12 protein-coding genes are annotated in these 18894 nt (G+C 64.1%); 8 read left to right on the top strand and 4 right to left on the bottom strand.

Features of this window, described 5'->3' with window-relative positions; genetic code table 11:
* Positions 1–10 precede the first annotated feature (10 nt).
* On the top strand, positions 11–4717 hold the full coding sequence (locus FEF15_RS01510) for a DUF5801 repeats-in-toxin domain-containing protein (RefSeq protein WP_346427853.1): 4707 nt from the start codon (positions 11–13) through the stop codon (positions 4715–4717).
* A gap of 88 nt (positions 4718–4805) precedes the next feature.
* Entirely contained in the window at positions 4806–5141 is a 336-nt protein-coding gene (locus FEF15_RS01505; protein ID WP_163557311.1) for a tryptophan synthase subunit beta like protein, read from the top strand.
* Positions 5142–5197: 56 nt separating this feature from the next.
* Here FEF15_RS01505 and FEF15_RS01500 read toward each other — a convergent pair whose 3' ends face one another.
* From FEF15_RS01500 to FEF15_RS01485, 4 genes are all read right to left on the bottom strand, one after another.
* A complete protein-coding gene (locus FEF15_RS01500) occupies positions 5198–7117 on the bottom strand; it encodes a LapD/MoxY N-terminal periplasmic domain-containing protein (protein WP_163557310.1) in 1920 nt (639 codons plus the stop codon).
* 43 nt (positions 7118–7160) lie between these two features.
* Positions 7161–7868, bottom strand: a complete 708-nt coding sequence (locus tag FEF15_RS01495) for a transglutaminase-like cysteine peptidase (protein ID WP_163557309.1) — start codon at positions 7866–7868, stop codon at positions 7161–7163.
* 82 nt (positions 7869–7950) lie between these two features.
* Positions 7951–9123, bottom strand: a complete 1173-nt coding sequence (locus FEF15_RS01490) for a 1-acyl-sn-glycerol-3-phosphate acyltransferase (protein ID WP_163557308.1) — start codon at positions 9121–9123, stop codon at positions 7951–7953.
* Positions 9124–9148: 25 nt separating this feature from the next.
* Positions 9149–10081, bottom strand: a complete 933-nt coding sequence (locus FEF15_RS01485) for a recombination-associated protein RdgC (RefSeq protein ID WP_163557307.1) — start codon at positions 10079–10081, stop codon at positions 9149–9151.
* 166 nt (positions 10082–10247) lie between these two features.
* On the opposite strand from FEF15_RS01485, the gene FEF15_RS01480 reads away from it, so the two are divergent.
* The 6 genes from FEF15_RS01480 (at position 10248) to cmk (ending at position 18734) form a co-directional block, all read left to right on the top strand.
* Positions 10248–10673, top strand: coding sequence for a thioesterase family protein (locus FEF15_RS01480; RefSeq protein WP_163557306.1), 426 nt, complete (start codon positions 10248–10250; stop codon positions 10671–10673).
* Positions 10674–10786: 113 nt separating this feature from the next.
* Entirely contained in the window at positions 10787–13516 is a 2730-nt protein-coding gene (gene gyrA, locus FEF15_RS01475; RefSeq protein ID WP_163557305.1) for a DNA gyrase subunit A, read from the top strand.
* Positions 13517–13533: 17 nt separating this feature from the next.
* The gene (gene serC / locus FEF15_RS01470; RefSeq protein ID WP_163557304.1) at positions 13534–14637 is read left to right on the top strand and encodes a 3-phosphoserine/phosphohydroxythreonine transaminase; all 1104 of its coding nucleotides are present in this window, start codon (positions 13534–13536) and stop codon (positions 14635–14637) included.
* Between the two features lie 39 nt (positions 14638–14676).
* Positions 14677–15768: a prephenate dehydratase gene (gene pheA / locus FEF15_RS01465; RefSeq protein ID WP_163557303.1), complete on the top strand. Its 1092-nt coding sequence runs from the start codon at positions 14677–14679 to the stop codon at positions 15766–15768.
* Positions 15769–15771: 3 nt separating this feature from the next.
* Positions 15772–18051, top strand: coding sequence for a bifunctional prephenate dehydrogenase/3-phosphoshikimate 1-carboxyvinyltransferase (locus FEF15_RS01460; RefSeq protein WP_163557302.1), 2280 nt, complete (start codon positions 15772–15774; stop codon positions 18049–18051).
* Positions 18048–18734, top strand: coding sequence for a (d)CMP kinase (cmk, locus tag FEF15_RS01455; RefSeq protein WP_163557301.1), 687 nt, complete (start codon positions 18048–18050; stop codon positions 18732–18734). Before FEF15_RS01460 ends, cmk begins: the two co-directional genes overlap by 4 nt.
* The last annotated feature ends 160 nt before the right edge of the window (positions 18735–18894 follow it).

Below are 18894 nucleotides of genomic sequence, written 5' to 3'. Positions count from 1 at the left end.
CGACAGCGCCCTGTTCGACATCGGTGCCGCGGGTGCCTTCCAGATCGAGGACGACGGCCCCAGTGTCAGTGCGAAGGAGGGTGCCAGTGCAGATGCCACGCTGGATGAAACGAATGCAGGTGAAGCGTTTGCCGATGGCTCGATCGATACTGTGATCGCTGCCGAAGAGGTGGCAAACCTATTCGGCGACGTGGATTATGGGACCGATGGCGCCGGCACGGTGAACTACAGTCTAGCGGCTAGTAGCGTCGCTACCGGTCTTTACTTGGCGGGCGCTGACACCACTGAAGCCAACAACGAGATCCAGCTGGTTGCCGACACCGACGATGGCGGTAACGTCACCGGCTACACCGGTTACGTGGGCGGCGACGACAGCACGGATCCGGTGTTCAGTGTCGAGATTGCCAGTGACGGTACGATCACCGTGACCCAGCACCAGGCGCTGGAGCACCTTGAAGACGGTAGTAGTGCATCTGCCCATGACGACGCACTGACTCTGGATGCGGCGGGCATCCGGGTGGTTCAGACCGTCACGGATGCCGACGGTGACAGCGACAGCGCCACCAGCGATGCAGCCCTGGAGATCACCTTCAAGGACGACGGTCCGGAGGCCAGCGCGAAAACCGGGGCCGAAGCCGGCGCCACGCTGGACGAAACGGCGGCCGGTGAAGCGTTCGAGAACGGCCCGATCGACACCACGATCGACGCCGATGACGTCAAGGCGCTGTTCGCCGCGCCAGCCTACGGCGCCGACGGTGCGGGCACGGTGAACTACAGTCTAGCGGCTAGTAGCGTCGCTACCGGCCTTTACTTGGCGGGCGCCGATACCACTGAAGCGAATAACGAGATCCAGCTGGTTGCCGACACCGGCGATGGCGGCAACGTCTCCGGCTACACCGGTTACGTGGGCGGAGACGACAGCACGGATCCGGTGTTCAGTGTCGAGATTGCCAGTGACGGTATGATCACCGTGCTCCAGCACCAGGCGCTGGAGCACCTTGAAGACGGTAGTAGTGCATCTGCTCATGACGACGCGCTGACCCTGGATGCGGCAGGCATCCGGGTGGTTCAGACCGTCACCGATGCCGACGGTGACAGCGACAGCGCCACCAGCAACGCAGCCCTGGAGATCACCTTCAAGGACGACGGTCCGACGGCCAAGGATTACGCTCACGACGGGACCATCGAAGAAGGCAGCGAGGCAACCGTACTGGCCGAAGATGCGGCTGAGGCGCTGGGCATCAGCGCCGGTGCCGACGGTCTGGACGGTTCGTTCAGCGAGATCGTCTTCACCAACCAGGGTGACACCGAAGGCAGCCTGGGTATCAATGGCGCTGGACAACTGGTCTATACCGCGCCGGCTAGTGTCGACAACACCGACGGCGATGTCACCGAGACCTTCGAGTACACCGTGCTCGATCAGGACGGCGACCGTGTGACCCGTCAGGTCACTGTACGAGTGGGCGATGCACACACTCCGACCATCGACAATCCCGAAGGCGACGACGTGGTCGCGCTCGTTGACGACGATGGTCTGGCAGGTGGCAATCCGGGAGGTCCGAACGACCTTGACGGCCAGGGTGGCAATGAAACCACCTTTAGCGGGACACTGGCCTTTGCCTATGGTGATGACGGTGCCGGTCGCGTCGACTTCGCCGCCATGGACGGAGAGAGCGGTACGCTGGGCACGGAGGACATCACCTATGCCTGGGATGCTGACAGCAACGTCCTGACGGCGACGATCGACGGAGGTGAGCGCGACGGGCAAGACTTGTTCCAGGTGGAGCTCACCGACGCACAAACTGGCGACTACACGGTGAGCCTGCTGACCAATGTGCGCCACACCGATGACGAGACCGACACCGAAAACGAGACGGACCTCGGGCTCACCTACACGGTCACCGACAGTGATGGCAGTACGGCAGACGGCAAGCTAAACATCACCTTCGATGACGACGTGCCGGTGTCCAACTCCGGTTCACAGGACATGACAGTCGTCGTGAATGCGTTGGAAGTGGGTGGCCTAACTGCTGAATGGGCGAATGTGTCCGGTGGCAGCGATGTCAACATCGACAACCAACCTGCTGAGCAGGACGATGTGGTGAGCTGGGACGGTACTGATAGCACCAGCAACTACACTTTCGATGATAATGACGATCTGACCGGCACGCAGTCGGTGTCGGTGAATTCGATGCTCGAGTTGGGTGAGTTTACCCACAACAACTTCCCGATATCGTCAGATTCCGGTATTCATTCGGTCGATCTGAATCTGTCGCTGGACATCGTTATCAATGGCTACAGGACAACCATTGAGCATACAATAAATTTCGATCACAACGAAACCCCGAACAGTGAGCCTGATCCACGCGATGGCGTGACGATTAACAATGCGAGCGCGATTGTGCCGATTGAGATCACGACCGATAGTGGAGAAATCGAAACTTATAATTTCCAGATTATCGGTTTTGTGGATCAGAATGGTGATATTGTTGAGCAGGTGTTTACTGAGGAAGATGCCTCCAATAGCTTCAAGCTGATGGGGCAGCTGATTTCTTCAGATGCTCCCGATGTATCCGGACAGGTGGATTACGGCTTTGGAGCAGACGGCCCCGCGGAAGAAGATGCGGTTGCTTGGAACGGTGGCACTGTTATTGGTAACGGGGAAACTCAAGTCCAGGGCCAGTTTGGCGTTCTGACCGTCGATGCCGAAGGGAACTACACCTATCAGCTCGATCAGGCCGCCTACGATGAACTGGCAGCGGGCGAAACGGAAGTGGACACCTTCACCTACACGGTAACCGATGCAGACGGTGACGGCGTGGAGTCCTCGTTGGCCATCAATATTACCGGTGAGGCAGCACCGAAGAAGCCTTGGGTACCGGCAGACGATGAGTACCTGGGTGAGGCGCAGGGTGTCGTGGAAGGACAAGTCAAGCAATATGCTGACAGCGTACTCGACAACGACACAGATTCTGAAAACGATGCTCTGTCTGTTTCTCAAGTCGCTGAAGATGGAAGCGGGAGCGGTTCGCAATCGCTAAGTAATGGGCCGGTGACGATCACTACCGCTATGGGTGGGCTAGTCACTATTCATAGCGACGGCGCATTCTCCTACGATGCAACAAATGTCCTTAGGGATCACAGTGATAGTGTGTCTGACGCGGATTCATTCTACTACAAGGCAGCAGACACAGAAGGTGTCGAAAGTGATTGGGTCAAGGTGAGTGTGGGGATCTTGGACTCTGAGCCTGAGGCATTTGATGATTCCAAGTCTGTTTCGGCTGGAGAGACTGTAAGCGAGAACGTGTTGGATAATGATCTAGCACTTGATACGCCTACCTCCGTTACTGGGGTGAGCCACTCTGGATCAGGCTCTGTTTCTTTTGATAATCCTGGTGATGTCAAGAACGATGGGAATGGAGACTACCTTGAACTGCAAGGCGATCATGGTACGTTAACGCTTTATCAAGATGGCAGTTATGAATATTCGGCTAATCCTGTCGATACAACGGTAACGGTGCCTAATGACTCATTGGCAGACTGGCAGGGGGCTTTGGGTGGCGTCTACGGATTTACCGGGACTCCCATGGATGGGCAAGGGAAGCTGGATTTCTCAGCCTTGAATTCAAATGCTGCTGGCGATGTGAAATTTAATAATGGATCTAAGAAAGGCTTGGGTGTTGATATTACCCAGTCGGGAGCTATTGATAATGGTGAGAACTTGGTTCTCGCTCTCGGTGAGCAAGCAACCGGTGCAGTAGTAAGCATTGCACAGTTCAATGCGAGCCAGGCTGAGTTTGCAACTTGGGAGGTGTTTGACGCCAATGGAGACCTAGTTGGTTCAGGTAACTTTGACAGCACCGTTTCCAGTGGGGGCTATACTTCACTGAGCATTGATTCGGTGGAGCCATTTAGCTACATCAGTCTCGGGGTCGATACAGATGGTGCAAATAGCAATCAAGGCTATGTCGTAAGTGGGCTGAGCTATTCCGCTTATAGTGAGTCGAAGGAGGACGACTTCACTTACTATATGCAGGATCAAGATGGCTCCACTGATGAAGCTGACTTGAGCTTTACAATTGACGGCGATGGCAATGACATCCTCTTCGGCGATACCGTGGAGCATCCCGATCATCAGGGCAAGGGCTTCCAGGGCATTCTGGATGAGCTCGAGGCTCAGAATGCTCAGGCGCCGACGAATGATCAGGTGCTGGATTATCTGAAGGATAACCACGAGTCGTTGGTGCTGCCTCAGGATCAGGGCGGCGACGACATCCTGATTGGTGGAGCCGGCAACGATATCCTCTACGGTGGACCGGGTACAGATACCTTCGCCTGGGAGTTTGGCGATGAAGGCGACGTAGGCGCCCCCGCCGAGGATATCGTCAAGGACTTTACCGTGGTGAGCGATACCGACGACGGCCCGTTCGGCGACGCGGACGAGTCGAACGCCGACCGCCTGGATCTCGCCGATCTCCTACAGGATGAGGAGAACAACGATATCGGCGACTACATCTTCGCCGAAGAGGATACGACCAACGGCAACGTCGTCCTCCATATCAGCTCGGATGGCTCTTTGGCCGGCGACAAGGAGAACGCCGACCAGATGATCACCCTGGAAGGTAAGACGTTCGCCGATTTCGGTGGCGATGTCGGCGACAGTGCCGATCTGATCCAGCAGATGCTCGACAGCGGCCAGCTGAATATCGATCAGTAATCCAGTCGGTTGATCCGCGTTTGCCCTGTTCGGTTCGTCCGGGCAGGGCATTTTGCTATCCTGCCGGAAACGCCGAGGGAGTCATAGGATGTACGTCAAACGCAACGAGCAAGGCCAGATCGTCCAGGCGGCACGCGAGCCTTCCGGGGATTGCCGGGAGTTCGTGCCGCCCTGTGCGCCGGACCTGCAGGCGTTCATGGCCGAGGATGATGAATTCGAGGGTGTGGATCTCTCCAAGACTGACCTGGGCTTCATCCGCGTACTCGAAGACCTGCTGGACGTGCTGATGGACAAGGGGGTGATCAGCTTCACCGACCTGCCCGAGCCGGCGCAGCAGAAGGTGATGGAGCGTCAGTCGTTGCGTCGGCGCTTGAACAGCGTTGAGCTGCTGCAGAGCGATGAAGACGGCGGCGGGATCATCTGAACCGCTGACGGTTCTCTCATACCGCGCCGAGCGAGACCCGCTCGGCGCGGTGTGTGTCAGCTCTCCTTCCAGCTGTCTTGACGGATACCGGGCCCTGTCACGCCGTCCATGCCGAGTTCGAAGAGCAGAGCTGCCTGGTCGCGGCTCTCTACGCCTTCGGCAATGGCGATGATGCCGAGCGAATGGGCGAGGGTGGTGATGCCACGCAGCAGGCTCTGGTGCTCGGTATGCTCGCCGATGTCGCGGCTCAGGGAGGCGTCCACCTTGAGGTAGCGCAGCCCCAGGTCGTGAACTCCCTCGATCTTGCCGAAGCGTGTGGTCACGTGCTCGAGCCCCATGCGGCAGCCCAGCGAATGGAGTTCGCGGCACAGGCTGCGGAAACCTTCCGGGTTATGCATGGCGACGAGCTCGGGTACCTCGAACCACAGGTGCGTGGCCAGTTCGGGACGCGACCTCAGCCGAGCGATCAATTCGCTGACGAAATGGCCGTCGCGCAGTGAGCGGGGCGAGAGGTTGATGCCGACGGCCTTGCCGCTCGCGGCAGTGTCCTCGAGGGCGGCGGAAACGACGGCGAGGTCGAGGGCCGGCGCCATGTCCAGGCGCGATACCCAGGGCAGGAAGCGTCCCGCGGGGCGCCATTCGCCGGTAAGCCGCAGGCGGGACGGCACTTCGTGGTGGACAAGCCGCCCCTGACGGTCCAGCACGGGGTAGTGTGCGAGCTGTACGCCTTGCTGCAGGGCCGCGTCGAGCGCGGCTCGCCAGTCGCTGTGGCTGGTGAAGAGGGCATCCTGCTCCGCGCTTTCGATGATGACTTGCCCCTGGTCGCCCTGATCCTCGGCGCTGGCCAGGGCGCCATCGAGGCTGGCCAGCAGTTCCTGGCGGCTCCGGCCCTGGTGATACTCGGTGATCGCCGAGGGCAGGGCGAGGGTGTTGTCTTCATAGCGGCTGGCGAGATCCTGGAGGCGCGACTGGATCTCGGCTCCCACGGCTTCCAGATCGTGGGCGCGGGGAATCACCATGGCGAAGTCGCTGCCGTTGAGGCGAGCCACGCGACCGTCGCCGTTGAGGGTGTTGAGCTGTTCGAGTTCCTGGGTGAGCGCCACCAGCAGAGCGTCGGTCTGCTGGTGGCCCAGCCGTTCGTTGAGCCCGGCGAGGTCGGTAACGCGTACTAGAGCCAGCAGGCCGCTGGCGTCATAGCCATCGCTCTGCAGGTGCGCTTCCAGCCGAGCCAGGAATGGCTCGCGCCGCAGTACGTCGGTGACGGGGTCGTGTTCCAGCCGGCGCCGCAGCTGATCGAGTTTTTCCCCCTCCTGGCTGAGCATGTCGCGCACCGCGGATGAGAGGCGGTTCATGGCCTGCACCGCCTGGCGAAGCTCTAGGGTGCGCGGCTCGGGCGAGGTGACGAAGCGCCGCTCGCCGATGGCCTCGGCTTGCGCCACCACATGGCGCAGCGGACGTCTGACGGTGCGCACGATCCAGGCAGCCAGCAGCAGGCTGATGAGGCCCGCGACAGCGAACCAGCCGGCCAGGTTGAGCGTGTTGCGCCACAGCGAGCGATAGGCGTAGCTGTGGTGGCTCTCCAGGGTCAGGGTCCCGAACTGGCGCCAGCCGTCTTGGATCACGGCCTGGCCGGGTGGTACCTCGAACGCCACCAGGTCGACGAACCAGCCGGGGACTCCCTCGATGGCCACGTCGTCCACGCGTCGGTCGATGAGCTCGCCCTCGGCGTCGCGCAGTTCGATGCGCCGATAGTGGCCGGTGTCGAACTGAGCGGCGAGCAGCAGTTCCAGGGTCACGGGCTCCTTGTCCAGCTGGCTCATCGACAGGGCCAGCGCATTGGCGTTGTCGCTGTTCTTGATGCGCACTTCCTGTTCAATGTAGTGGCGGCTGGTACTCACACCCACCAGCAGGCTGCCCGCGAAGGCCAGCAGCAGGACTACCACGACGGTCAGCCATAGCTGTTTGATCAGTGACATCTCGGTGCTCCCTGGGGCAAGCCTGCCCGTGTTCTTGTAACCTTCAGATGAATCCCTGCTCCTGCATGCGGCTGATGGCGTTGCGCCAGCGTGACAGGCGAGCCACGGGGTCGGCGCGCGACTGCGTCGAGCTGCCGGTCCACAGGCCGCTGCTGTTGAAACTGAAGACCGGGTCCAGGTCGCTGCGCTGCGAACCTGGGCGTATCGACTTGACGAGGTTGTCGAGGATGCGCGGATCGGCGCTCGGCGTTGCGTAGTAGCCCACCACCATATGCGCCTGAGTGATCCCCCCGCGTCCGAGGCGGGCCCGCACGTAAATCATACGCAGTTGGTCACCCGGCACGCCGAGTTCCTTTAGCGTCACGTACTTGGCGATGGAGTAATCCTCGCAGTCTCCCTCGCGCCGGCCCATTGTCTCCAGTGGCGTGGCCCAGTAATCCTCCTGCCCCCAGATCTCGATGTCGTCCAGCCAGCGTACCCGCTGGTTGAAGAAGTCGTTGACGTCGCGCAGCTGGCTTTCCAGATCGGCACCGGCCAGTCGGTCGAGCAGGGCAAACCACTCTTCCAGAATACTCAGCCCGTTCGAGCCGTACAGGCGCTGCATGCTCTGGCGGAGGCGAGCCCGGTCGATGCCGGCTTGAAGTGGCCTGGGCGAGAGCCCCAGTCCGGCCACTAACAGCAGGCCTCCCAGCCCCGCCAGGAAACGGCGGCGGCCGAGAAGCGCAACAGACTGGGCCGGTGCTGGGGGCATATGGGCTCGTCGGCTGAATGAGCGTTTGCTGAAGTTTAGAAGCCCTGATGCTCGAAGGCGAGACCCCCTCAGTCGCAGGGGGTCAGGCTTCGATACGGCCTGCCCGGTTGCGGACCGGATTGGCGTACTGGGCGAGCCACCACGTGCGGAGCTCTTCGGGCACGTCCGCGAGTCGCGCCTGGAAGCGGCTGCGGTCAGCATCGGTGACCTCGCTCAGGTCGACCAGTTCGGGGGCGTCGCCCAGGGCCTCCAGGGCGAGGTAGTGGCTGGGGAAGAGATGGTAGCCGGCGATGATCTGGCGGTTGATCTCCTCGGCGACGGCCTCGGGAGTGTCGAAGCCGCTGTCCAGCGGGTCGCCGAAACGCAGGTGCACACGCCCCTTGTGGCCGGTGATGCCGGTAACGATCGACTGGATGTCCTCGAATTCGCGCTTCTCGTAGCGGCCCTCGGTATGGACTGCATGCAGCTCGCGGGCCTTCTGCAGGTCGCAAGGGTCGTACTCGTAGCTGATCGAGACGGGCACGATGCGCAGTTCGGCAATGGCCTCGCCGATCAGGGCGTTACGTTCTTCGCGGCGGCGTGCCATGGTCAGCATCTTGATGATGGCGGGGTCGGTGCGGTCGATGCCATCCTTGGCGCGCCCTTCACGCTGGGCCATCCAGATGGAGTGGTTATCCGTCGTGATGGAGTGGCGGATGTAGTCCGAGAGCATCTGGTAGGCAGCCAGCATGGCGCGCTTGCCGCGTAGCGCCCGGGGCACGATGAAGCTCTTGTTGAGCCGCATCAGGTCGGTGACATAGGGCTTCTTGAGCAGGTTGTCGCCGATGGCGATGCGTACGGTGTCGCGCCCGGCGGAGTGCAGGGCGTAGTTGACGAAAGCCGGGTCCAGAGCGATGTCGCGATGGTTGCCGATGAAGAGGTAGGCGCTGTCCGGTGCCAGGTGCTCCAGGCCGTCGATACGGAAGTCGTCGGTGGAGGTGCGGATCATGTGCGCCATGTAGTGAGCCACGCGCTGCTGGAAGTCGCGCACGCTGTTCACCCCGCGCGTCTGGCGGCGAATGGCGTAGGCAGCCAGGGTGCGCGCCAGCGGGGGCGCCAGGCGGCTGAGCCGCGGCAGGCGGTAGCGGGTCAGGGCATCCAGCAGCTCGCGGTTGGCGGCCAGTCGTGCCAGTACCTCGGCCACTTCGTCGTCCTGGTAGGGGCGTATGTCGGCCCAGGGGTCCTTGGAGTCGATAGCCATCGCGGTGTCGGTCATTGCGTGTCGGGGTTGCCTGGGTCGGTCACGGAGACGTGGGTTGAGGGGCGGTGTCGGCCTCGCCGTCGAGCCAGCCTACCAGCTGTTCGATCTGCTCGCGCAGGGCCTGGGCCATGAGCAGAAAATCGGCCTCCAGGCGCACCAGGGCGTCGCCGTCGTCCTCGATGTCGTTGGCCTGGTCGATCAGCGCATCGTCGAAGCGTAGCGATTTCAGCGCCAGATCGTCGTGCAGGACGAAGCCGAGACGCCCCTCCATGGCCATGGCCAGCTTGCTGGCCTGGCGGCCCTTCTCCAGCAGCTGCTGGATCTCGTCGCTGTCCAGGTCGACCTGGCGCGCACGCAACACGCCGTCGTCGCCCTTGGCTTTGAGCTCCACCTGGTCGCCCAGCTGCAGGTCGGCGGGACGACTGTCGGCGTCGGTCAGCCACTGCGTCATGGCGCGCATCGGCAGCGTGCGGGTCGCCAGCGGGGTGACCTTGAGGCTGCCCAGGGTGTCGCGCAGCAGGTCGAGCACTTCCTCGGCACGCTGTCGTGAACTGGCATTGACGGCGATCAGGTCGCGGTGCGTGTCCCACCACAGGTCGAGACGCTGACGGCGCACGAAGGCTTGGGGCAGAAGCTCCTCGAGCACCTGCTCCTTGATGCCCTGTTTCTCCTGACGGCGCAGCTTGCGGCCTTCCCGCGCCTCGAGGTCGGCGCTGCGCTCCTCCACCTCCTCGCGCACCACGGACGCCGGCAGCAGGCGCTCCTGGCGCAGGGCGGTGAGCAGGCGGTGGCCTTCCAGTTCGTGGAGCAGATCCGTGCCGGCACGACCGGCCGGTGGGCACCAGCCCAGGCGCCGCGCCTCGTTGCCACCTGGCGAGCGAGCGGCTCGCTCGGCGAGGGCCGCCGCCAGGTCCTCAGCGGCGAGGCGCGGCGCCCCGTGCAGGCGGTAGAGGTGCAAGTGTTTGAACCACATGAGGCATTCCCGAGCAAAAAGGAGGCATATTATGGCCAAGCGAGCGATCGGGTTCCAGTGGCGTGACGCGGAGACTCGGTTTGCCACAGATTCAAACTTGCGTTTGAATTTTTCCCAGCGGCCGACCTAGAATCAGGCCTTCCCCTTGTGCGACCTGGAGCCTGCCATGGATTCTCGCCAGTCCCGTACCACCTTGCGCGTTCGCGGCTATCACCTGGACGGCTACGGTCACGTCAACAACGCTCGCTATCTGGAGTTCCTCGAGGAGGGACGCTGGAGCTACTTCGACGACCGTCCCAGAGTGGCGGCGCTGTTCGCTTCGGGCAAGCATGCCTTCGTCGCCGTCAATCTCAACATCGACTTTCGGCGTGCGGCCGTGGCCGGCGACGATCTGGAGGTAATCACCCAACTGGCCGAGCTGGGCACGCGTAGCGCCCGCATGCACCAGGTGATTCGCCGCTGCCGCGACGGCAAGAGCGTGGCCGATGCCGACCTCATCTTCGTGCTGCTCGACGTGGCCGCCAACCAGGCCGTGACCATCGACGGCGAGATCCGCCAGGCTCTGGCTCCGCTGGTGATGCCGGCCGAGTGACTCTCCCTGCCTTTGCACGCCTCGCAGTGGTATGATGGCAGGCTGTTGCGGCGAGCCATGCGCCCTGCGTGGTGACACGCCAACCTGCTGCAGTGCAAAGGATTCGACGACCCATGGGTGACATCGCCAGAGAGATTCTGCCAGTCAACATCGAGGACGAACTCAAGCAGTCGTATCTCGACTACGCGATGAGCGTGATTATCGGCCGTGCGCTGCCCGACGTGCGTGACGGCTTGAAGCCGGTGCATCGGCGCGTGCTGTTCGCCATGCACGAGCTGGGCAATGACTGGAACAAGCCCTACAAGAAGTCCGCCCGCGTGGTGGGCGATGTCATCGGTAAGTATCACCCTCACGGTGACAGTGCCGTCTACGACACCATCGTGCGCATGGCCCAGGACTTCTCAATGCGCCACGTGCTGGTCGACGGCCAGGGCAACTTCGGTTCGATCGACGGCGACAACGCCGCGGCCATGCGCTACACCGAGGTGCGCATGGCGCGGCTCGCCCATGAGCTGCTCGCCGATCTTGAAAAGGACACCGTCGACTGGGTCGACAACTACGACGGCACCGAGCGCATTCCCGACGTGCTGCCCACCAAGGTGCCCAACCTGCTGATCAACGGCTCCTCGGGCATCGCCGTGGGCATGGCGACCAACATCCCGCCCCACAACATGGGCGAGATCATCAATGGCTGCCTGGCGCTGATCGACGACTACACTCTCTCCGTCGACGACCTGATGGAGTACATCCCGGGGCCGGACTTCCCCACCGGCGGGATCATCAACGGCCGGGCGGGCATCCTCGAGGCCTACCGTACCGGTCGCGGACGCATCTACGTACGTGCCTGCCACACCATCGAGCATGACGACAAGTCCGGCCGCGACCATATCATCGTCACCGAGCTCCCCTACCAGGTGAACAAGGCGCGGCTGATCGAGAAAATCGCCGAACTGGTGAAAGAGAAGAAGATCGACGGCATCGCCGAGCTGCGCGACGAGTCCGACAAGGAAGGCCTGCGCGTGGTGATCGAGGTGAAGCGCGGCGAGTCCGGCGAGGTGGTGGTCAACAACCTCTTCGCCCAGACCCAGCTGCAGAACGTCTTCGGCATCAACATGGTGGCGCTGGAAGACGGTCAGCCGAAGATCCTCAACCTCAAGGAGGTGCTCGAGGCCTTCATCCGTCACCGTCGCGAGGTGGTCACCCGCCGCACCCTCTACGAGCTCAAGAAGGCCCGCGAACGCGGCCATATCCTCGAAGGCCTGGCCGTCGCCATCTCCAACATCGACGAGGTGATCGAGCTCATCAAGGCCTCGCCGAATGCCACCGAGGCCAAGGAGAAGCTGCTGGCCCGCAACTGGCAACCGGGGCAGGTCACCGGCATGCTGGAGCGCGCCGGGGCGACCTCCTGCAAACCCGAGGACCTGGAGGAGGGCTTCGGCCTGAACCCCAGCGGCAGTGAGTATCGCCTCTCGCCGGCGCAGGCCCAGGCGATTCTCGAGCTGCGCCTGCATCGCCTCACCGGTCTGGAGACCGAGAAGCTTCTCGACGAGTACCTTGGCATCCTCGAGAAGATCGCCGAACTCTCCGCCATTCTCGCCTCGGCCGACCGACTGCTCGAAGTGATCCGCGAGGAGCTGATCGCCGTGCGTGACCAGTTCGGTAACCCTCGCAAGACCGAGATCCAGGCCAGCCACCTCGATCTCTCCATCGAAGACCTGATCGCCGAAGAGGACATGGTGGTGACGGTCTCGCGGACCGGCTACGCCAAGACCCAGCCGCTCTCCGACTACCAGGCCCAGCGTCGCGGCGGGCGCGGCAAGTCGGCCACCTCCATGAAGGACGAGGACGTCATCGAGCACCTGCTGGTAGCCTCGACCCACGATACCGTCCTGCTCTTCTCCAACCGCGGCAAGGTCTACTGGCTCAAGGTCTATGAGATGCCGGCGGCCAGTCGCGGTTCGCGCGGCAAGCCGCTGGTCAACCTGCTGCCGCTGGACGAGGGCGAGGCGATCAACGCCATCCTGCCGGTGCGCGACTACGACGCGGACAGCTACATCTTCTTCGCCACCGCCAAGGGCACCGTCAAGCGCACCAGCCTCGAACAGTTCTCGCGGCCGCGCAGCGTGGGCCTGATCGCCATCGATCTGGAAGAGGACGACCGCCTGGTCGGCGCCGCCATCACCTCCGGTTCCGATCACGTCATGCTGCTCTCCTCCAACGGCAAGGCGATCCGCTTCGAGGAGACCGACGTGCGCGCCATGGGGCGGACCGCCCGCGGTGTGCGCGGCATGCGCCTGCTGGGCAAGGCCGAGGTGATCAGCCTGATCATTCCCCAGAGCCAGCAGATCGACGCCGAGGACGACGCCGAGACGGTGGGCGAAGACGGTACCCTGATCGAGAACGGCAACGGCGGCCAGATCTACATCCTCACCGCCAGCGAGAACGGCTACGGCAAGCGCACCCGGCTCGAGGAGTTCCCGCTGCGCGGCCGCGGTGGCCAGGGCGTCATCGCCATGCAGACCAGCGAGCGTAACGGTGCCCTGGTGGCCGCGATGCAGGTCTACTCGAGCGACGAGATGATGCTGATCACCGACAAGGGTACCTTGGTGCGCACCCGCGTCGACGAAGTCTCGATCACCTCGCGCAACACCCAGGGCGTGATGCTGATACGCCTGGGCAACGACGAGAAGCTGGTCAAGACGGTGCGCATCGACGAGCCGGGCGACGACTCGCCAGTCGACGCCTCGCCGGGCGACGCCTCGCTGGATGACAGCGCCGTGGAAGAGGCCTCCTCGGACGAGGCCGGTTCGAACGATACGCCGGATGCGAACGACGAAAACTGATTCGGAAGCCAACGCTGATGACACGTCACTTCAATTTCTGCGCCGGGCCGGCGGCGCTGCCGACGGCCGTGCTGGAGCGGGCACGCGAGGAGTTGCTCGACTACCAGGGGCGCGGCCTCTCGGTGATGGAGATGAGCCATCGCAGCCCCGAGTTCGTGGCCATCGCCCGGCGAGCGGAAGCCGACCTGCGCGAGCTGCTGGCGATTCCCGACAATTACCGGGTGCTCTTCCTGCAGGGCGGGGCGAGCCTGCAGTTCGCCATGGTGCCCATGAACCTGCTGGGGCGCGGGGGGGCGGCGAATTTCCTGCATACCGGCATCTGGGCCAAGAAGGCCATTGCCGAAGCGAAGCGTCTCGGCTACCCGGTGCACCTGGCGGCGAGCGGCGAGGCCAATGGCCACACCCGGGTGCCGAGCCAGGCGGAGATCGTGCTCTCCGACGACGCGGCCTACCTGCACTACACCGCCAACGAGACTATCGGCGGGCTCGCCTTCGACTACATTCCCGAGGCCCGACGGCCCGACGGCAGCAAAGTGCCGCTGGTCTGCGACATGTCCTCGTCGATCCTCTCCGGGCCGCTGGATGTCAGCCGCTTCGGCCTGATCTACGCCGGGGCGCAAAAGAACGTCGGGCCGGCGGGGCTGACGCTGGTCATCGTGCGCGAGGATCTGCTGGGGCAGGCCGTGGCCGGCACACCGACCCTCTTCGACTACCGGGCCCTGGCCGACGCCGACTCCATGGTCAATACCCCGCCTACCTTCGCCTGGTACCTGGCGGGGCTCGTCTTTCAATGGCTCAAGCACGACATCGGTGGCCTCGAGGCGATGGCGGACATCAACGCGCGCAAGGCCGAGGCCCTGTATGCGGCGATCGACGCCAGTGGCTTCTACAGCAATCCCATCGCCGGGCCCAATCGCTCGCGCATGAACGTGCCCTTCGTGCTCGGTGACGAGCGTCACGACAAGGCGTTCCTGGCCGAGGCAGAGGCGGCGGGGCTGCTCAATCTCAAGGGGCATCGCAGCGTCGGCGGCATGCGCGCGAGCCTCTACAACGCCGTGCCGGCATCGGGGGTGCGCGCCCTGATCGACTTCATGGGCGACTTCGCGCGACGCCACGCTTGACCACACGGCTTAACGACACGAGAGGCAGGGGACAACCGCATGACCGACACCCCCAAGAACCTGGATGCGCTGCGTGAGCGCATCGACAGCCTGGACAATGACATCCTGCGCCTGATCAGCGAGCGGGCCAACTGTGCCAAGCAGGTGGCCGATGTAAAGAGCGAGAGCGATCCCGGCGCTGTCTTCTACCGTCCGGAGCGCGAGGCCCAGGTGCTGCGTCGCATCATGGAGCTCAACCCCGGGCCGCTGAACAGCGAAGAGATGGCACGGCTGTTCCGCGAGATCATGTCCGCCTGTCTGGCGCTGGAGCAGCCGATCAAGGTGGCATACCTGGGGCCGGAGGGCACCTTCACCCAGCAGGCGGCCCTCAAGCACTTCGGCGAGAGCGCGGTGAGCCTGCCCATGGCCGCCATCGACGAGGTGTTCCGCGAGGTCGAGGCCGGCGCCGTCAACTACGGCGTGGTGCCCGTGGAGAACTCCACCGAGGGCGTGATCAGCCACACGCTGGACTCCTTCATCGACTCCTCGATCCGTATCTGCGGCGAGGTGGTGCTGCGCATTCACCACCATCTGCTGGTCGCCGACACCACCCTGCGTGACAAGGTCTCGCGCATCTACTCCCACCCGCAGTCCTTCGCCCAGTGCCGCAAGTGGCTCGATGCCCACTTCCCTCGGGCGGAGCGCGTTCCGGTGTCGTCGAACGCCGAAGCGGCGCGCCTGGTCAAGGGCGAGTGGCACAGCGCGGCCATCGCCGGTGACATGGCGGCCAAGCTTTATGGCCTGGACCGCGTGGCGGAAAAGATCGAGGACCGTCCCGACAACTCGACCCGTTTCCTGATCATCGGCAGCCAGCACGTGCCCATGTCGGGTGAGGACAAGACCTCCGTGGTGGTGGCCATGCGCAACCAGCCCGGCGCGCTCCACGAACTGCTGGAGCCTTTCCACCGCCACCAGATCGACTTGACGCGCCTGGAGACGCGCCCGTCGCGCAGCGGCGTATGGAATTACGTCTTTTTCATCGACTTCAAGGGCCACGTCGATGAGCCCAAGGTCGCGGCGGTGCTCGAGGAAGTTCGCCTGCGCGCCTCCGAGCTCAAGGTGCTTGGCTCTTATCCCATCGGCGTGCTGTAGGCCATGGCGGCAGGCAAGGTGACGGAGTCACGCATCCTGATCGTCGGCCTGGGCCTGATCGGCGGCTCGCTCGCCGCCGCGCTGCGAGCCGCCGGCTACGGGGCGGACGGCGAGGGCGAGATCCTCGCCTGCGACCCAGACGAGCGGGAAATCGAGCGCGGCATCGAGATGGGGCTGATCGACCGCGGTGGCACCCGGCTCGCGCCCCTGGTCGAGGATGCCGGACTCGTGGTGCTGGCCGTGCCCGTGCTGGCCATGGAGTCGGTGATGACCGAGTTGGCCGAGGCTTTGCCGCAAGCGGCATCAGACGTCGTCATCACCGATGTGGGCAGCACCAAGGCGGCGATTCGCGATGCGGCGGTGGGCGTGTTCGGTGGGTTGCCCGCCAACCTGGTGCTGGGTCATCCCATCGCCGGTTCGGAGAAGAGCGGCGTGGCGGCGGCCAACCCCGAGCTTTACGTACGCCACAAGGTAATCCTGACGCCCACCGTAGACACCGACCCGGTCGCTGTGGCGCGCGTTCAGGCGCTCTGGGCCGCCTGCGGGGCCGAAGTGCTGGAGATGACGGTAGAACGTCACGACCAGGTGCTGGCCAGGACCAGCCATCTGCCGCATCTGCTCGCCTTCTCGCTGGTCGATACCCTGGCGCGCCAGGACGAACGGCTCGAGATTTTTCGCTACGCGGCAGGGGGATTTCGCGACTTCACGCGCATTGCCGGCAGCGACCCGGTGATGTGGCGCGACATCTTCTTGGCCAACCGTGAGGCCGTGCTTGCCTCGCTGGATGACTTCGAGGCCGGCGTGGCGCGGCTGCGCCGGGCGGTGGCGCACGGCGACGGTGACGACCTGCTGGCCACCTTCGACCGCGCTAGCCATGCGCGCCACTATTTCGAATCCCTGCTCAACCAGACTAGCTATCAGGCGGAATACCAGATGCAACAGCAAGGCAAGCTGACCTTCCGGGCGAGCCCCGGAGGGCGCGTGGCCGGGCGCATCCGCGTGCCCGGCGACAAGTCGATCTCCCATCGTTCCATCATGCTCGGGGCGCTGGCCGAGGGCATTACCGAGATCACGGGTTTTCTCGAAGGGGAGGACAGCCTGGCCACCCTCCAGGCCTTCCGCGAGATGGGCGTGGCCATCGAAGGCCCACACCAGGGGCGGGTGACCGTCCACAGCGTGGGTCTGCACGGCCTCAAGGCGCCGAGCGGGCCACTCTACGTGGGCAATGCCGGTACCGCTATGCGCCTTTTCGCCGGGCTGCTGGCGGGCCAGGCTTTCGACACCGAGCTCACCGGCGATGCCTCGCTCACCAAGCGACCCATGGGGCGGGTCGCCGACCCGCTGCGCCTCATGGGTGCCGAGATCGACACCGCCGAGGGAGGCCGACCGCCGCTGCACCTTCACGGTGGCAAGGCGCTCCGGGGGATCACCTACGACATGCCCATGGCCAGCGCCCAGGTGAAGTCCTGCCTGTTGCTCGCCGGCCTCTACGCCGAGGGTGAGACCCGGGTGCGCGAACCGGCGCCGACCCGCGACCACACCGAGCGCATGCTCCAGGGGTTCGGCTATGAGGTGCAGCGCCAGGGCGACACTTGCTGGCTCCGGGGCGGGGGCCGGCTGACCGCGGCGCCCATCGACGTCCCCGCCGATATCTCCTCCGCCGCGTTTTTCCTGGTTGCCGCCGCCATCACGCCGGGCGCCGATCTCGTGCTCGAGCACGTGGGCATCAATCCCACGCGGATCGGGGTGATCAACATACTTCAGCAGATGGGCGCCGACCTGCGCCTCGAGAACGAGCGCGAGGTGGGGGGCGAGCCCGTGGGCGACCTGCACGTCCGCTATGCGCCCCTCAGGGGGATCGATATCCCCGTGGATCAGGTGCCGCTGGCCATCGACGAGTTTCCGGCGCTGTTCGTTGCCGCGGCCAATGCCACCGGCACCACGCGGCTGCGGGAGGCCGCCGAGCTGCGTGTCAAGGAGTCCGATCGCCTGCAGGCCATGGCCGACGGCCTGGCGGCGCTGGGGGTCGACAATCGCCTGCACCCCGACGGCATCGATATCGTCGGCAGCGGCCGGAGCGAGGGGGCGAGCTACGCCGGCGGGCGCATCGACAGCCTTGGCGATCACCGAATCGCCATGGCCTTCGTGGTGGCCTCGCTGCGTGCCAGCGAGGCCATCGTCATCGACGACTGCGCCAACGTGGCTACCTCCTTCCCGGGGTTCGTGGAACTGGCCAACAAGGTCGGGCTGAGCGTGTCACAGGGCAGCGAGGAGGAGGCATGAGCGAAACGCCGGTCGTGACACTCGACGGCCCTGGCGGGGCTGGTAAGGGCACCATCAGCCGCCTGATCGCCGAGCGGCTGGGCTGGCACCTGCTCGACAGCGGTGCGCTGTATCGCCTCACGGCGCTGGCGGCGCTGCGCCACGGCGTGGCCCTGGACGATGCCGCGGGGCTGGCCGAGCTGGCCAGGAACCTCGATGTGGCTTTCCTTGCCGAAGGGGAAACGACGCGGGTGCTGCTCGAAGGCGACGACGTCAGTCGCGCGATTCGCACCGAGCAGGCCGGGGATGCCGCCTCCCAGGTGGCGGCGGTGCCGGCGGTGCGCGAGGCGCTGCTCAAGCGCCAGCGCGACTTTCTCCAGCCGCCCGGCTTGGTCGCCGATGGCCGAGACATGGGCACCGTGGTATTCCCGGAAGCCCCGCTCAAGGTCTTCCTCACGGCCACGGCCGAGGAGCGCGCCCGGCGGCGTTACCTTCAGTTGCAGGAAGGGGGTGTGGATGCTAGTCTATCGAGTCTTTTAAAGGAGATTCAGGCGCGCGATGCACGCGACATGCAACGCAGCGTGGCTCCGCTCAAGCCGGCCGATGACGCCATCATGCTTGACACCACGCGCCTGACGATACCGGAAGTGGTGGATCGGCTGACGGAGTGGCTGACCGAGCGCGGTCTGGCTTCCGCCACCTGAAACTCCCTTGCGGCGCTCTCGACCGGATGTCATGGCATGGCCGGGCCACACTTGGAAAGCCCGACCAGGTCCAACCAGCGTTAACATCCCCGAGGGCTTGGTAAATAAGGCCCGCACTTGCTGGTGGTGCGGAGAAGGCGGCGACGCCTCTAACCGTTGA

The organism is Halomonas sp. NO4, from assembly GCF_010994375.1.
Classification (GTDB): domain Bacteria; phylum Pseudomonadota; class Gammaproteobacteria; order Pseudomonadales; family Halomonadaceae; genus Halomonas.
The sequence above is the reverse complement of the archived record's forward strand: the minus strand, read 5'-3'. Positions and strand labels throughout refer to the sequence as shown.

What these genes read in the sequence shown, in the direction of transcription:
- gyrA (WP_163557305.1), top strand. Translation starts at nt 10,787, where the DNA reads ATGGGTGACATCGCCAGAGAGATTCTGCCAGTCAACATCGAGGACGAA.
- FEF15_RS01500 (WP_163557310.1), bottom strand. Translation starts at nt 7,117, where the DNA reads ATGTCACTGATCAAACAGCTATGGCTGACCGTCGTGGTAGTCCTGCTG.
- FEF15_RS01505 (WP_163557311.1), top strand. Translation starts at nt 4,806, where the DNA reads ATGTACGTCAAACGCAACGAGCAAGGCCAGATCGTCCAGGCGGCACGC.
- FEF15_RS01495 (WP_163557309.1), bottom strand. Translation starts at nt 7,868, where the DNA reads ATGCCCCCAGCACCGGCCCAGTCTGTTGCGCTTCTCGGCCGCCGCCGT.
- FEF15_RS01485 (WP_163557307.1), bottom strand. Translation starts at nt 10,081, where the DNA reads ATGTGGTTCAAACACTTGCACCTCTACCGCCTGCACGGGGCGCCGCGC.
- pheA (WP_163557303.1), top strand. Translation starts at nt 14,677, where the DNA reads ATGACCGACACCCCCAAGAACCTGGATGCGCTGCGTGAGCGCATCGAC.
- FEF15_RS01460 (WP_163557302.1), top strand. Translation starts at nt 15,772, where the DNA reads ATGGCGGCAGGCAAGGTGACGGAGTCACGCATCCTGATCGTCGGCCTG.
- FEF15_RS01490 (WP_163557308.1), bottom strand. Translation starts at nt 9,123, where the DNA reads ATGACCGACACCGCGATGGCTATCGACTCCAAGGACCCCTGGGCCGAC.
- serC (WP_163557304.1), top strand. Translation starts at nt 13,534, where the DNA reads ATGACACGTCACTTCAATTTCTGCGCCGGGCCGGCGGCGCTGCCGACG.
- cmk (WP_163557301.1), top strand. Translation starts at nt 18,048, where the DNA reads ATGAGCGAAACGCCGGTCGTGACACTCGACGGCCCTGGCGGGGCTGGT.
- FEF15_RS01480 (WP_163557306.1), top strand. Translation starts at nt 10,248, where the DNA reads ATGGATTCTCGCCAGTCCCGTACCACCTTGCGCGTTCGCGGCTATCAC.